This window comes from Nocardioides maradonensis (genome assembly GCF_054777115.1).
On the sequence record NZ_BAAHAZ010000015.1, the window covers coordinates 62,502 to 76,677 of the forward strand.

The window sequence follows — 14,176 nt, forward strand, 5'->3', positions numbered from 1 at the left end:
GGCACCACCTCCGAGCAGGTTGTACGGCGAGGTCAACCTACCCGAGCACGCCCCGGCTCAACCGCCGCCTCAGCCGAGATCGCCGAGTGCCGTCTCGATCGCCCGGTGGAAGGTGGGATAGGCGAAGTGCATGGTGCGCAGCGTCGCGATCGGGACCTGTGCGTGCACCGCGGTCGCCACCCAGCCGAGCACCTCACCGCCCGAGGGGCCGACCGTCGTACCGCCGACGAGCACGCCGCGGGTGGCGTCGGCGACGAGCTTGATGACGCCCGCACCCCCGGGACCGTGCAGCCAGCCGCGGCTGGAGGAGGCGAGGTCGGCGAGGCCGACGTGCACGTCCACCCCGGCTGCGCGCGCCTGCGTCTCGGTCATGCCGACCGAGCCGACCTCCGGATCGGTGAACGTGACGCGGCCGACGGCCCGGTAGTCGGCCCAGGGACCGTCCTCGCCGAGGACCGAGCGGATGGCCACGCCGGCCTGGTACATCGACACGTGCGTGAACGCGCCCTTGCCGGTGATGTCGCCGATCGCCCACAGCCCGTCGCCGACCCGCATCCGGTCGTCGGGGTCGAGGGTCCGCGCCGACGGGTCGAGGCCGACCGTGTCGAGCCCGATGTCGCGCAGGTTCGTGGTGCGTCCGGTGGCGACGAGCAGGGCGGCCGAGCTGATCGACGTACCGTCGGCGAGGGTCAGGTGGAAGCCCTCGTCGTACCGGACCGAGGACGCGCCCACACCGGTCAGCACCGTGACGCCGTCCGCCGCCATGGCGGCCGCGACGACCGAGGAGGCCTCCGGCTCCTCCGGGCCGAGGATGCGCTCGCCGGCCTCCACCACCGTGACCGGTACGCCGAACCGGGCGAACGCCTGGGCGAGCTCGCAGCCGATCGCTCCCCCACCCAGCACGACGAGGCTCGAGGGCAGCTCGGTGACGCGGACGGCGTCCCGGTTCGTCCAGTACGGCGTGCCGGCGAGCCCGTCGATCGGCGGCACCGCCGGCTCGGTGCCGGTGTTGAGCACCACGCCGCGCCGGGCGGTGACCTCGACCGCCCCATCCGCGGTGTCGACCCGGACCGTGCGCGGCCCGGTGAGCCGGCCGGTGCCCCGGACGAAGCGGGCCCCGGCCTTCTCCAGCCGCTCGACGGCGACCGCGTCGTCCCAGTCGTCGGTGGCCTCCTCGCGGATCCGCCGCGCGACCGGCTCCCAGCTCGGCAGCACCTCGACGGTGCCGGCCATGCCCGGGATCCTCCGCGCCTCGGCGACGAGGCCCGCGGCACGGACGATCATCTTCGACGGGATGCACCCGAAGTAGGGACACTCGCCGCCGACGAGGCGGCGGTCGACGCCCACCACCTCCAGCCCCGCGCTCGCGAGCTCCGCCGCAGCGTGCTCCCCGCCGGGCCCGAGCCCGACGACAACGACATCAACCTCCGTGGAGTCGGCCATGGGACCGACCCTACGGAGGTTGAGGTCAGAGGAACAGCGTCACGCGCGGCAGCGCGGCGGGAGGAGCCGTCGGCGGAATCCGTCCTGCAGCGTCCGAGCGGATCCTGCCGCGCCGCCGGCGGTTCCGAAGACGCGCTCGCGCAATTAGATGAGGGCGTCCTTGTAGCGCACGATCGCGCCCAGGACGCCGTTGACGAACGACGGCGACTCGTCGGTGGAGAGCTCGGTGACCAGCGCCAGCGCCTCGCTCACCGCGACCGGGTCCGGGATGTCCTCCGCGAAGAGGATCTCGAACGCTCCGATGCGCAGGACGTTGCGGTCGACGGCCGGCATCCGCGCGAGGGTCCAGCCCTCGGCGTACTCCTCGAGCACCTCGTCGATGCGCTCCTGGTGCTCGGTGACGCCGCGCACGAGCTCCTCGGTGTACGGGTTGCTCGGTGCCTCGGTCTCCTTCGAGACCCGGGCGAACGCCTCGACGCCGGTCTCGCCGCGCATGTCGGCGGCGTACAGGACGTCGAGCGCGCGCTTGCGCGCCTTGCTACGAGCCGACACCTCAGCCCTTCACACGGGACAGGTAGGAGCCGCCGTCGCGGGTGTCGACCTTGATCTTCTCGCCGTTCTCGATGAACAGCGGGACCTGGATCTCAGCGCCGGTCTCGAGGGTGGCGGGCTTGGTGCGGCCGGTGGCCGAGTCGCCCATGACACCGGGCTCGGTGTAGGTGATGGTGAGCTCGACCGACGCGGGAAGCTCGATGAAGAGGACGCGGCCCTCGTTCATGGCGATGATGACGTCGGTGTTCTCGAGCATGAAGTTGGCGGCGTCACCGACGACCTCCGGCGCGACCTCGAGCTGCTCGAAGGTGGTGCCGTCCATGAAGACGTACGACGTGCCGTCGTTGTAGAGGTACTGCCAGGTGCGCTTGTCGACGGTCGCGGTCTCGACCTTGGTGCCGGCGTTGAAGGTCTTGTCGACGTTCTTGCCCGACTCGACGTGCTTGAGCTTGGTGCGGACGAACGCGGGGCCCTTGCCCGGCTTGACGTGCTGGAACTCCACCACGGTCCAGAGCTGGCCCTCGAGGTTGAGCACCATGCCGTTCTTCAGGTCGTTCGTGGTTGCCATGCGCGTCTCTCGCCCCTACCGATGTCTGTGTGTCAAAGAAGCACGCGGGCGCGCCCGCGTACGTAGTCCCATCGCTCGGCGTACCGAGCGGCGCCCGAGTCTAGTCGGCGCCACCGCGAGTTCTGAAACCGGCGAGCAGGCACCCGCGAACGGCGCCGCGACACCTCCTCGAATCGCATGTAATGCCCGTGACGGGCCGCGACATGAGCGGAGTGAACGGGCACGCCAGAACGGTGCCCGGTACCCCGATTCCTTCTCCCCAGGAGCACCCATGCGCAAGCTCAATCCGTTCCAGATCGCGGCCGGTACGACGGCCCTCGTCCTCGGTACGTTCGGCGGCGCGTACGCCGTCCAGGCCGCCACCTCCTCCGACCACAGCTCGCAGGTCGACCCCACCGACGCGCCGGACGCCAGCGAGACCCCTGACGCCAGCGAGACCCCTGACGCCACCGAGACCCCGGACGCCACCGAGACCCCGGACGCCACCGAGACCCCGCACGCGACGGAGACCCCTGACGCCACCGAGACCCCGGACGCCACCGAGACCCCGCACGCGACGGAGACCCCTGACGCCACCGAGACCGACTCGCCCGAGGCCGACCAGACCGACCCGACCGAGACCGCCACCGACGACCAGGGCGACAACCAGGGCGAGGGCGACCACCACGGCGACCACCACGGCGACAACAGCCAGGGTGACGACAACCAGGGCGATGACAACGAGACCGAGACGCCCGAGGCCACCGACACCGAGGGTGACCACCAGGGCCGCGGCGGTGACGACCAGTCCGAGTCCCCCTCGCCGACCGACACCCCCACGGCGACCGACAGCGCGACCGACGACAGCGGCCACCACGGCGGCGGCGACAACTGACCGACCCAGAAGACGGGGGCTGGCCCGCTCCCCGGCGCTACGCTGAGCGGGCCAACCCGGCAACAGGAAGTGCGATGACCCGACCTGAGATCGACCTCACGGTGCCCGTCCCGGAGACGCCCGCCGACCCGGCGTTCTCCGAGCAGCTCGGCCTCCTGGCAGCTGCCTCGGTGCCGGCTGCCGCCGCCGCGGCGAGGCCCCGCTGGGTCGTGGGCCTGGCTGCCGCCGGCACCGTGATCGCCGTGACCGGCGCCGGCGCCTTCGCGGCATCGCACATCGACGGCGACCACACCCCGCACCAGCCGAGCCCGACGCCACCGGTCAGCATGGTCCCGTCCCCCAGCGCTGACGACCCCGGGTCCGAGGACACCGCGACCGACGACGCGACCGACGAGCCCACCGGTCGCCCAGACGACTCCGGCCACGGCTCGACGCCGGGACACGACCAGAGCCGGGGCACGGGCGGCACCGGCACCGACGACCACGGGAGCGGCGGCCGCGGCAGCGACGACGGCACGAGCGGCTCCTCCTCCGGCGGCGACGACACCAGCGGTGGCGGTCGCGGTGGTGACGACAGCTCCGGCGGCGGCTCGGGCGGCGGCGATGACGGCACCAGCGGCCGTGACACCCCGACCCCCGCGCCCACCAGTGGGGGAAGCGGTGGCGACGACTCGGGCGGCGGCAAGGGCGGCTCCAGCGGCGGTCACGACGGCGGTCTGGCCACGAGCACGCCGTCCTCCCTCACCATCACCAGGATCGACGTGCTCGGGACAGACGGAGGCCAGGACGGGGCGTGACGACCCGCGACGACCTCGTCGAACGCGCGAGGAGCGGAGAAGCGGACGCCTGGAGTGAGCTGTACGAAGCCACGACCGGGCGTCTGCTGGTCTGGTTGCGCAGCCGGCCCAGCCGCGACGTCGCCGTCGCACCCGAGGACGTCGTGGCCGAGACCTGGCTGGTCGCTGCGCAGTCCATCGCCGACTTCAACGGCGATCGTGACGCCTTCGCGGGCTGGCTCTTCGGCATCGCCCGGAACGTCGCGCTGAACGCCCGCCGACGCAGCGAGCGCCGCAGGACCGACCCCACCGACAGCACCGAGCACCCCGAGGCCTGGGGCATCGTGGACGGTGTCGCCGAGTCGGTCGCCGCCAGTGACTGGGTACGCCGCCAGCTCGCCACGCTCTCTCCCCGCGAGGCCGACGTGATCGCCGCGATGGAGGTCGCCGGGCTCGACGCGCAGCAGACCGCCGCGGCGCTCGAGATGTCGGTCACCGCGGTGCGCGTGGCGCGGCACCGGGCGATCGGCCGCCTCCGGCGTGCCGCCGAGCCGCGACCCGTCTTCGATCCGGCATGACACGGCGCGGACACCCCGAAGGGTGCCCGCGCCGCGTTCGCACGTCGGTCAGCCGAGGCCGTCGTAGCGCAGGTCGCCCAGGTGCTTGCGGTTCTCCAGCCGCCAGTAGAACTTCGTGGACCCGTTGCCGGTGTACGGCGCGGCGCCGTAGTGCCATTGCGTGATCGGCGTGCACGGGTAGGCGAAGTGGGTGGTCTTGTACTTGAAGACCCGGCCCAGCTTGTAGAGCCGGGCGTGCCAGAGCTGTCCGTCGGTGGGCACCTTGAAGGTGTAGCTCCAGGTGTCGCGGTACGACGTCGAGCTGGTCACGCTCTGGTTCCACCGCTGGTGGTAGGTCGTCGTCACCTCGGCGCCGATGGGCCCGACCTTCGCGCCGACCTTGCCCGTGGCGGTGACCTCGTGCATCTCGCCCTTGGTCGAGGAGGTGCTCGACCCCTGGGACTCGGTCCGCCGGATGGTGCCATCGGTGCGCCAGGCCGACATCAGGCTGGTGGGGATCCACACCTGACGACCCACGTAGGGCGTCGACGTGTACGTGTTGGCGTCGCACACGGCCTGGGCCGGTGCGATGCTCGCGGCACCGATGCCGGCGAGCGTCGAGCCCACGAACGCGACCGCCGCGAGCTTGCTGACCAAAGACTTCACGAGTACCTCCGAGATCCGGGGTGCCGATGCACCGTGTCGGAAGCAGCGATACCGCTGCCGGGAGGACTTCAAACCGTCACGAGCGCGCGAGGACCTCCAGCGCTTGGCGGTAGCCGTCGATGCCCTGCCCGCTGATCGTCGTCGCGGCGTGCGGCTCGACGTACGACGTGTGCCGGAACTCCTCGGGCCGCTGCTTGGGCTCGGAGATGTGGACCTCGACGAGCGGCGCGGTCAGCTGGGCGCACGCGTCGTAGATCGCGAGCGAGTAGTGGGTCCAGGCGGCCGCGTTGAGGACGACCGGGTTGCCGTCGTCGGCCGCGGCGTTGAGCCAGTCGAGCAGCTCGCCCTCGTGGTTGGTCTGGCGCACCTCGACCTCGAGCCCGAGGTCCGCGCCCCACTGCACGCACAGGCGGGCCAGCTCGGCGTACGTCGTCGAGCCGTAGATCTCCGGCTGCCGCTTGCCGAGCCGGCCGAGGTTGGGTCCGTTGAGGACCAGCACCTTGGTCATCGGGTCGATCCCGTCATCACGTCGTACGCCGCCCGCAGGTCGTCCTCGGCGGGGCCGGCGAGGACGACCGGCTTCGCGAGCTCGTCGAGCACCACGAACCGCAACGTGTTGCCGCGGGACTTCTTGTCGACCCGCATCCCGGCGAGGAGGGTGTCGAAGTCGGCGTTGTCGTAGGTGGTGGGCAGCCCGACGCTGCCGAACGCGGCGGCGTGCCGAGCCGCGAGGGCGTCGTCGATGTGGCCGGTACGCCGGGCCAGCTCGGCCACGTAGCAGCAGCCGATCGCGACCGCCTCGCCGTGGCGCATGGTGAAGCCCTCGGCCCGCTCGATCGCGTGCGCCATCGTGTGGCCGTAGTTGAGGACCTCGCGCCCGGGGTGCCCGTCGGCGCCACCGGTCTCCTTGAGGTCGGCGACGACCACGTCGATCTTGACCTGGATGGCGCGCCGCACCAGCTCGGGCAGGACGTCACCCCGCGGGTCGGTCGCCACGACCGGGTCGGCCTCGACCAGGCGCAGGATCTCGGGGTCGGCGATGAAGCCGCACTTGACGACCTCGCCCATCCCGGCGACGAGCTCCTCGCGCGGCAGGGTGAGCAGCGTGTCGAGGTCGACCAGCACACCGGCGGGCTCGTGGAACGCCCCGACCAGGTTCTTGCCCGCGGGCGTGTTGATGCCGGTCTTGCCGCCGACCGCCGCGTCGACCATCGCGAGCAGCGTGGTCGGCACGTGCACGACCCTCACCCCGCGCAGCCAGGAGGCCGCCACGAAGCCGCCGACGTCGGTGGTCGCGCCACCGCCGAAGGTGACGACCGCGTCGGAGCGGGTGAAGCCCGACTCCCCCAGCGCGTCCCAGCACTCGGCGACCACGTCGGCCGTCTTCGCCTGCTCACCGCTCGGCAGGCCCAGCGCGAGCACGTCGTACTCGGCCCGCAGGACGCCCAGGACCGGCTCGGCGAGCTCGGCCAGCTCGGCGGCGTACAGGAAGGCGACGCGCTGGACGCTGTCACCGAGGATGCCGGGCAGGCGACCGGCGATACCGCGCCCGATCACGACGTCGTACGGCGACGCTCCGCCCACGTGCAGCACGCTCCCACTCATGGGCCCGAGCCTAGATGCAACCTCGGAGGCCCCCTCAGCCGTTGTAGGGCTGTGAGACGCACGCACGAGGCCGAGTACGAGGACTTCGTGCGGGGCCACCGTGCTGAGCTCCTCGCCACCGCACGGCACCTGACCGGCGACCACCACCTCGCCGAGGACCTGGTGCAGACGATGCTCACCAAGCTCTACCTCGCCTGGCCCCGTGCCCGCCAGACAAACACGGGTGGCTACGCCCGCCGCGTGCTCGTCAACTGCTTCGTCGACCACCGCCGGCGTCCTTGGGTACGCCGGGAGCAGTCGGCCGTCACGATGCCGGCCCACGCGACGTCGCCGGCACCCGACGCCGGCGACGCCATCGACCCCGAGCTCAGCGGCGCACTCCTCGAGCTGCCTCCCCGGATGCGCGCGGCCGTCGTGCTGCGGCACGTCGAGGACCTCTCGGTCGAGGAGACCGCGCGGGCACTCGGGTGCTCGACCGGCAACGTCAAGAGCCAGACCGCGCGCGGACTCGACAAGCTGCGCGACCTTCTCGCCACCACTCCCGAGAGGAACCACCGATGACCGACCTCCACGACCGACTCGCCGCGCTGCGCGTCACCAGCGCCCCCACCGACGAACCGACCCTCGCCGCAGACCTGCGACGCGGCCGGCGCGCCGCCGCCCGACGCCGCTCGGTCCGCATCGCGACGACGAGCGCTTTCGCCCTCGGCATCGGCGGCGTGACGACGGCCGTCGTGGTCACCGGCTCGCACTCGGACGCCCCGGCCGGCGGAGTCCGGCTCGTCGACTACACCGGTGCCCAGCAGCCCGGGTTCACGGTGGACGAGATCCCGGCCGGCTACGTGCTGCAGGGCGTGCAGGCCGGCACCCTCGACGTCGCCCTCCCCGGTGACACCAGCTCGCTGGACGACTTCCGGGACAAGATCGTGGTCACGGTCGAGCAGGCCTCACCACCGCCCGCGTCCGGACCGCAGTGGTCGTACCGGGAGCGAGTCCGTGTCTCCCGTCACCACGGCGGGACGCTCCACTACCGGTGCCCGAACGGATCGACCGGCGTCATCCGCGTGACCGGGCAGAGGCTGATCCACGACCCCTGCCCCGGGAGCTCCACCACGAGCGCACCGGACACCGTGGGCACCACGATCGACGTCGACGGGTCCGCCGGCACGATCAGCCGGAACGGCGAAGGCGCGACGTACTTCCGCTACACCTCCGGCGACGTGCGCGTCGTCATCCAGGTCTGGCCGACGTTCGGCCTCACCGACGCCCAGCTCCGCGAGTTCGCGGACGGCATCACCGTCACCCCCGACGCGCAGCTCAGCCACGGCTGAGCCGCGACGGGGCGGATCGGTCCGGCCTAGCCACCCAGCCGTGCGATGATCTCGCCGGCGACGTCGTCGGGGGTGCGGCCGTCGGTGTCGACGGTGATCGTCGCGACCGACTCGTAGATCGGGGTGCGCTCGTCGAGCAGCGACTTGATCCGGGTGCGTACGCCGCCCACGGCCTGGTTGAGGATCGGCCGGCTCTCGGCGAGGCCGACCCGCTTCACGGCATCCGCAAGGCCGACCCGGAGGAACACGACGGTGTGGCCGTCGAGGCGCTCACGGGTGGTCGGGTCGAGCACCGCCCCACCGCCGAGGCTCAGCACACCGTCGTGCTCGGTCAGGGCGGTGGCGACGGCCGACGCCTCCAGCGCACGGAACGCAACCTCGCCGTCCTCGACGAACATGTCCTGGACGGTCTTGCCGGCCAGCCGCTCGACGTCGGCGTCGGTGTCGCGGATCGCGACGTCCCAGCGGCGGCCGAGGATGCGGGCCACCGTGGTCTTGCCGGCACCCATCGGGCCCACGAGGACCACGCGCGGAGCGGTCACCGGTAGCGCAGGTTGTCGAGGTAGGACTGCACGTTGCGGCGCGTCTCGCCGATCGAGTCGCCGCCGAACTTCTCGGTGACGGCGTCGGCGAGCACGAGCGCGACCATCGCCTCGGCGACGATGCCGGCCGCGGGGACGGCGCAGACGTCGGAGCGCTGGTGGTGCGCGACGGCCTCCTCGCCAGTGGCGACGTCGATCGTGCGCAGCGCGCGCGGGACGGTCGCGATCGGCTTCATGGCCGCGCGGACGCGCAGCACCTCGCCGGTCGTCATGCCGCCCTCGGTGCCGCCGGACCGTCCGGAGGTACGCCGGATCACGCCGTCCTCCTTGACGATCTCGTCGTGCGCCTGGCTGCCCGGGGTGGCCGCGAGCTCGAAGCCGTCGCCGACCTCGACACCCTTGATCGCCTGGATGCCCATCAGCGCGCCGGCGAGGCGGGCGTCGAGGCGGCGGTCCCAGTGGACGTGCGACCCGAGGCCCGGCGGCAGCCCGTAGACGACGACCTCGACGACACCGCCGAGCGTGTCGCCCTCCTTGTGAGCCAGGTCGATGCGCTCGACCATCAGCTTCGAGCCGTCGGGGTCGAGGCAGCGGACCGGGTCCGCGTCGAGGCGCGCGACGTCGTCGGGCGTCGGCAGGTCGGTGCTCGGCGTACGGACGCCGCCGATCTCGAGGACGTGGGAGACGATGCGGGCGCCGGTCGCCTGCTCGAGGAAGTTGCTGGCCACGCGGCCGAGCGCGACGCGGGCCGCGGTCTCGCGGGCGGAGGCGCGCTCGAGCAGCGGGCGGGCGTCCTCGAAGTCGTACTTCTGCATGCCGGCCAGGTCGGCGTGACCGGGACGCGGCCGGGTCAGCGGCGCGTTGCGCGCCATCGCGGCGAGCTCGTCGGCGTCGACCGGGTCGGCCGCCATGACCTTCTCCCAGCGCGGCCACTCGGTGTTGCCGATCTGGATCGCGACCGGACCGCCCTGGGTCTCCCCGTGCCGGACGCCGCCGGTGATCGTGACCTCGTCCTGCTCGAACTTCATCCGCGCGCCGCGGCCGTAGCCCAGGCGGCGGCGGGCGAGCGAGTCGGCGATGTCAGAGGTCGTGACCTCGACGTGGGCAGGCAGCCCCTCGAGGATCGCGACCAGAGAGGGGCCGTGCGACTCCCCTGCGGTCAACCAGCGCAACATGGGAGCAATCCTCCCATGGGCTCACCTGAGGACGAGGACCTGTCCGAGCAGCACGGCCAGCAGCGCACCGACGACCAGGAACGGGCCGAAGGGCAGGTGCCGCTTGCCCAGACCACCGAGCACGCCCTCCTCCCGCTTCACGGTGTTGCCGAGCAACCGAAGCACGGGCAGCGCGACGAGCATGGAGACGGCCGCCAGCAGCACCGAGAGCAGCAGCGTCATCAGGCCGAAGGGGCCGAGGGCCAGGCCCAGCAGCGCACCGAGGCGTACGTCGCCGCCCGCCATCATCCGCGGGCTGATCAGCCGCATCAGCCCGTAGTAGCCCCCGATCAGCACGAAGCCGATCGCAGCCGCGGCCGCGTAGCGCCAGTCGGGTCGGGCGGCGCTCGCGACGAGCACGAGCACCCCCACCACGACGTACGCCGGCCGGATGATGCGCGAGGGCAGGTACCAGGTCACGTAGTCGATGACCGCCAGGGCGGTGCCGACCGGCAGCAGGAACAGCAGCCAGGGCAGCGCCCAGCTCCAGCCGAGGACGAGGCCGAGCGCGGCTCCGGCGAGACCACCGGCCAGCACCGAACCGACCACGAGGCGCGGGCGGGCGGCCAGGTCGGCGTACGGGACCTTGTCGGGGTACTCGCCCGGCTTCTCGTCGGGGTCCGGCTCCGGCTCGGGGGTGGAGCCGATGATCCGTGGCACCAGCAGGCCGCCGGCGGCACCGATCGCAGCGCACGCGGCCGCCGGGACGAGGTGCCACTCCATGGTCGGCAACCTATCGTCCCGCTCCGCCCCCGAGACGCGCCCGGCCGCACTAGAACATGTTCTACTCTTGGGTCATGGAGACACCCGCCCGCAGCCAGCGCTTCACCGACCGTCGGATCGTCGTCACCGGCGCCGCCGGCGGTCTCGGCCGCGTGGTCGCCGACCTGTTCCGTGCCGAGGGCGCGTCCGTTGTCGCCACCGACGTCGTCCCCGCCGACGGGGTCGTGACCTGCGACCTGGCCGACGACGCCCAGCGCAGCGCCTTCGTCGCCGACGTCCTGGCCGAGCAGTGCGGGCTGGACGTGCTGTGCAACGTGGCGGGGGTGCAGCGGTTCGCCGCGCTCGGCTCGATCACGGCCGCCGACCTGCGCCGCCACTTCGACGTGAACGCGCTCGCGCCACTGATGCTGACCCAGGACTTCGCCGATGCGCTCATCGCCAGCAAGGGGAACGTGGTCTCCGTCGCCTCGATCTCCGGGGTGATGGCGCAGCCCTACAACGCGCCGTACTGCGCCTCGAAGGCCGCACTGGTGCTGGGGATGCGAGCGCTCTCGATCGAGCTGGGCACGCACGGCGTCCGGGTCAACTGCGTCTCCCCCGGTGGCATCGACACGCCCCTGATCGCGGCCGCGGCCGCCGGCCTGCCCGAGGACGCCGACTGGAACCTGGTCGGACGCAGCATGTCGGTGATGCCCGGCTTCATGCCACCGATCGAGGTCGCCGAGAACCTGCTGCACCTGGCCTCCGACGCCGCCGCGTCGGTGACCGGGGCGAACCTCGTGGTGGATCGCGGCGTGGTCTGGTGAGCCTGGTGGGTCAGCGCGCCTGACGCGCCGCGAGCGCGGCCTCGCCGGCCGCGCGCATCGCCTCGAGCGGCCCGGGCGCGGTCGTGAACATCCCGAACTGCAGCACCGCCTGGTGGACCAGGAGGTCGAGGCCGGAGACCACGACGTCGCCGGCCTCGGCGGCCGCTGCCGCGAGCGGGGTGGGCCAGGTGTTGTAGGTGACCTCGAAGAGCACCGGTGTCCCGGCCATCCGCGCGACCAGCTCGGGCGACTGGGCCGCGACCGGGATGGTCGACACGACGATGTCGGACGCACGGGCGTCGGTCAGGTGGATCACGTCCACGCGCGGTCCCGCCGGGTGAGCCATCAGCGCGCTGATCGTCTCCGCGGCCCGCCCGGGGTCGCGAACCGCCAGCGAGAGTCGCTCCACCCCGAGCTCGATCAGCGCGAGCCCCGTGCTCGCGGCCGTCGCTCCCCCGCCGAGCACCACTCCTTCGTGCAGCGGGCCGGAGAACCGCTCCCGGATCGCGGCCACCGCTCCGGGGAGGTCGGTGTTGTCCGCGGCCCACCGGATGTCGTCGCGGACCAGCGTGTTCGCGCCGCCGGCCAGCCGCGCCCGCTCGGTCACCCCGTCGGCGGCGGCGAGAGCCTCGCGCTTGAGGGGCGCCGTGACCGACAGCCCCCGGACGTCGTCACCGACGGCCTCGAGGAAGGCGGCGAGGCCACCGGCGGGGACCCGGACGGCGTCGTACTCCCAGCCGGCCAGGCCGAGCGCGTCGTACCCGGCCCGGTGCAGGACGGGAGACAGCGAGTGGGCGATGGGGTCGCCGATGACCGCGCAGCGCATCAGCAGGCGTCGGAGGTCTTGCAGTACTGACGCAGCTGCTGGGTCGCGGCCTGGTGCTGCGCGTACGTCGTCGAGAACACCGTCTCGCCGGTGCGCAGGTTCACCACGACCCAGTAGAGCCACGGGCCCTTCGCCGGGTGCAGCGCGGCCTTGATCGTCTCCAGGCCCGGGTTGCCGATCGCGCCCGGCGGGAGCCCCTTGTGCGTGTAGGTGTTGTACGCCGACTGCACGGCCCGCTCCGCGGCGGTGGTCCACACCTGTCCGGTGAGGCCGTTCGCGTAGGAGACCGTGGCGTCGGACTGCAGGGGCATCCCGATCCTGAGCCGGTTGTAGATGGCCCGCGCGACCTTCGGGTAGTCCTGGCCGCGGCTCGCCTCGTACTCGAGCATGCTCGCCACGACCACGGCCTGGCCCGGGTCGAGGTTGACGGCCTTGGCCGCTCCGACCAGGTCGATGGCGGCAGCCTCCTGCTTGAACTTCGCGATCATCGCCGTGAGCAGCTGGGTCGCCGTCTCCTTCGGCGAGATCGTGTACGTCGCCGGGAACAGGTAGCCCTCCGGGTCTCCGTGCGCGTACGACGGGAGCCCGAGCTTGCCCGGCTTCTCCAGGGCCTTCCTCATGGCGGCCCGCGAGATCTTCGAGTGGGACGCGACGAGCTCGATCACCGTGGCCGTGCGCGTGCCCTCCGGGATCGTCACGATGCTCTGGTCGAGGTTGGCCGGGTCGACGAGCACCGCCACGGCGTCGGAGGCCTTCATCTGCTTCTTCAGCAGGTAGCTGCCGGGTTGGATCCCCGTCGCCTGGGGGTTCTTCGACGCCGCCGAGACGAAGGCGTCGGACGACTTGACGACGTCGAGCTGCTTGAGCGCGTTGCCCATCTCCCGGATCGACTCGTCCTTGGCGATGGTGAAGGTGACCTGGCCGGTGCCGGGGCCCGGGTAGTCGGGCGCGCCCGCCAGCCGGTCCTTGAGCCAGCTGCCGCCGGCGTACACAGCGCCACCGAGGACGAGCACGACCACCACGAGCGGGACGAGCGCGGGCACGGAGCGACGCGGGCGCTGGGCACGGTGGCCGCCGCTCGGCGTCGGCACCTCGCTTCCGTGGAACCCGGGAACTCCGGTCGGATCACTCATCGGACTCCTCGGGCTCGGTGACGACCAGCTCCCCTGGCGGGTTGCCGGTGGCGCGCTCGCTGTCGAGCGCGTGCTGCAGGATCACCATCGCCGCGGCCTGGTCGATCACGGCCCGCCGATCGGCGCCCTTGCGTTGATCGCGCAGCATAGCCTCCGCGCTCACGGTGGTGAGGCGCTCGTCGACCAGGCGCACCGGCACCGGAGCGATCCGCGCGGCGAGACGCACCGCGAGGTCGCGGGCCTTCTCGGTCGAGGCGGTCTCGCGGCCGTTCAGCGAGCGCGGTAGCCCGACGAGCACCTCGATCGCGCCCTCGTCGGCCACGAGCCGCACCAGCCGGCGCAGGTCGCCCTTCCCCCGGCGTACCGTCTCGACGGGGGTGGCCAGCGTGCCGCTGGGATCGCTGCGCGCGACGCCGATCCGGGCCTCCCCCGGATCGACGCCCAGCCGTACGCCGAAGCGCACTACGGCATGTCTCCCGGTCGGGCGCCGTAGCGAGCGGCGTTCGGCGCCGCGTCGCCAAGGCGGCGGAGCGAGGGCATGCTGGATCGCACGTCGAGCG

18 protein-coding genes are annotated in these 14,176 nt (G+C 72.4%); 6 read left to right on the forward strand and 12 right to left on the reverse strand.

The window, feature by feature from the left end:
* Window positions 1-69 precede the first annotated feature (69 nt).
* From ACYVAQ_RS17425 to efp, 3 genes are all read right to left on the reverse strand, one after another.
* The gene (locus ACYVAQ_RS17425) at window positions 70-1,443 is read right to left on the reverse strand and encodes a dihydrolipoyl dehydrogenase family protein (protein WP_460791689.1); all 1,374 of its coding nucleotides are present in this window, start codon (window positions 1,441-1,443) and stop codon (window positions 70-72) included.
* 144 nt (window positions 1,444-1,587) lie between these two features.
* Window positions 1,588-1,995 (reverse strand): transcription antitermination factor NusB, encoded by a 408-nt coding sequence (gene nusB, locus ACYVAQ_RS17430; protein ID WP_460791690.1) that lies wholly within the window; start codon window positions 1,993-1,995, stop codon window positions 1,588-1,590.
* Window position 1,996: 1 nt separating this feature from the next.
* On the reverse strand, window positions 1,997-2,563 hold the full coding sequence (efp, locus tag ACYVAQ_RS17435) for an elongation factor P (protein WP_460791691.1): 567 nt from the start codon (window positions 2,561-2,563) through the stop codon (window positions 1,997-1,999).
* Between the two features lie 271 nt (window positions 2,564-2,834).
* On the opposite strand from efp, the gene ACYVAQ_RS17440 reads away from it, so the two are divergent.
* The 3 genes from ACYVAQ_RS17440 to ACYVAQ_RS17450 all read left to right on the forward strand — a co-directional run bounded on the left by ACYVAQ_RS17440 (window position 2,835) and on the right by ACYVAQ_RS17450 (window position 4,791).
* Entirely contained in the window at window positions 2,835-3,437 is a 603-nt protein-coding gene (locus ACYVAQ_RS17440; protein WP_460791693.1) for a hypothetical protein, read from the forward strand.
* Between the two features lie 74 nt (window positions 3,438-3,511).
* Window positions 3,512-4,234, forward strand: coding sequence for a hypothetical protein (locus tag ACYVAQ_RS17445; protein ID WP_460791695.1), 723 nt, complete (start codon window positions 3,512-3,514; stop codon window positions 4,232-4,234).
* A complete protein-coding gene (locus tag ACYVAQ_RS17450; RefSeq protein ID WP_460791696.1) occupies window positions 4,231-4,791 on the forward strand; it encodes an RNA polymerase sigma factor in 561 nt (186 codons plus the stop codon). The genes ACYVAQ_RS17445 and ACYVAQ_RS17450 overlap by 4 nt, the downstream gene beginning before the upstream one ends.
* Before the next feature lie 48 nt (window positions 4,792-4,839).
* On the opposite strand, the gene ACYVAQ_RS17455 is transcribed toward ACYVAQ_RS17450, so the two are convergent.
* From ACYVAQ_RS17455 to aroB, 3 genes are all read right to left on the reverse strand, one after another.
* Window positions 4,840-5,436, reverse strand: a complete 597-nt coding sequence (locus ACYVAQ_RS17455) for a hypothetical protein (protein WP_460791697.1) — start codon at window positions 5,434-5,436, stop codon at window positions 4,840-4,842.
* 76 nt (window positions 5,437-5,512) lie between these two features.
* The gene (locus ACYVAQ_RS17460) at window positions 5,513-5,944 is read right to left on the reverse strand and encodes a type II 3-dehydroquinate dehydratase (protein ID WP_460791698.1); all 432 of its coding nucleotides are present in this window, start codon (window positions 5,942-5,944) and stop codon (window positions 5,513-5,515) included.
* Window positions 5,941-7,041, reverse strand: a complete 1,101-nt coding sequence (aroB, locus tag ACYVAQ_RS17465) for a 3-dehydroquinate synthase (protein ID WP_460791699.1) — start codon at window positions 7,039-7,041, stop codon at window positions 5,941-5,943. Before aroB ends, ACYVAQ_RS17460 begins: the two co-directional genes overlap by 4 nt.
* 51 nt (window positions 7,042-7,092) lie before the next feature.
* On the opposite strand from aroB, the gene ACYVAQ_RS17470 reads away from it, so the two are divergent.
* Window positions 7,093-7,602, forward strand: coding sequence for a SigE family RNA polymerase sigma factor (locus tag ACYVAQ_RS17470; RefSeq protein ID WP_460791701.1), 510 nt, complete (start codon window positions 7,093-7,095; stop codon window positions 7,600-7,602).
* Window positions 7,599-8,372 (forward strand): hypothetical protein, encoded by a 774-nt coding sequence (locus tag ACYVAQ_RS17475; RefSeq protein WP_460791703.1) that lies wholly within the window; start codon window positions 7,599-7,601, stop codon window positions 8,370-8,372. Before ACYVAQ_RS17470 ends, ACYVAQ_RS17475 begins: the two co-directional genes overlap by 4 nt.
* 26 nt (window positions 8,373-8,398) lie before the next feature.
* Here ACYVAQ_RS17475 and ACYVAQ_RS17480 read toward each other — a convergent pair whose 3' ends face one another.
* The 3 genes from ACYVAQ_RS17480 to ACYVAQ_RS17490 are packed head-to-tail and all read right to left on the reverse strand — an operon-like array spanning window position 8,399 to window position 10,851.
* Window positions 8,399-8,914, reverse strand: coding sequence for a shikimate kinase (locus ACYVAQ_RS17480; protein ID WP_460791704.1), 516 nt, complete (start codon window positions 8,912-8,914; stop codon window positions 8,399-8,401).
* Window positions 8,911-10,089, reverse strand: coding sequence for a chorismate synthase (aroC, locus tag ACYVAQ_RS17485; protein WP_460791705.1), 1,179 nt, complete (start codon window positions 10,087-10,089; stop codon window positions 8,911-8,913). Before aroC ends, ACYVAQ_RS17480 begins: the two co-directional genes overlap by 4 nt.
* Before the next feature lie 21 nt (window positions 10,090-10,110).
* The gene (locus ACYVAQ_RS17490; protein ID WP_460791706.1) at window positions 10,111-10,851 is read right to left on the reverse strand and encodes a prepilin peptidase; all 741 of its coding nucleotides are present in this window, start codon (window positions 10,849-10,851) and stop codon (window positions 10,111-10,113) included.
* Between the two features lie 74 nt (window positions 10,852-10,925).
* Between ACYVAQ_RS17490 and ACYVAQ_RS17495 the strand changes: the two genes are divergently transcribed.
* Window positions 10,926-11,657, forward strand: a complete 732-nt coding sequence (locus ACYVAQ_RS17495) for an SDR family NAD(P)-dependent oxidoreductase (RefSeq protein WP_460791707.1) — start codon at window positions 10,926-10,928, stop codon at window positions 11,655-11,657.
* A gap of 10 nt (window positions 11,658-11,667) precedes the next feature.
* Here the strand turns inward: ACYVAQ_RS17495 and ACYVAQ_RS17500 are convergent, their stop codons facing one another.
* The 3 genes from ACYVAQ_RS17500 to ruvX are packed head-to-tail and all read right to left on the reverse strand — an operon-like array spanning window position 11,668 to window position 14,079.
* Window positions 11,668-12,483: a shikimate dehydrogenase gene (locus tag ACYVAQ_RS17500; protein WP_460791708.1), complete on the reverse strand. Its 816-nt coding sequence runs from the start codon at window positions 12,481-12,483 to the stop codon at window positions 11,668-11,670.
* Window positions 12,483-13,616, reverse strand: a complete 1,134-nt coding sequence (mltG, locus tag ACYVAQ_RS17505) for an endolytic transglycosylase MltG (RefSeq protein ID WP_460791709.1) — start codon at window positions 13,614-13,616, stop codon at window positions 12,483-12,485. Before mltG ends, ACYVAQ_RS17500 begins: the two co-directional genes overlap by 1 nt.
* A complete protein-coding gene (ruvX, locus tag ACYVAQ_RS17510) occupies window positions 13,609-14,079 on the reverse strand; it encodes a Holliday junction resolvase RuvX (RefSeq protein ID WP_460791710.1) in 471 nt (156 codons plus the stop codon). Before ruvX ends, mltG begins: the two co-directional genes overlap by 8 nt.
* Window positions 14,080-14,176: the final 97 nt, after the last annotated feature.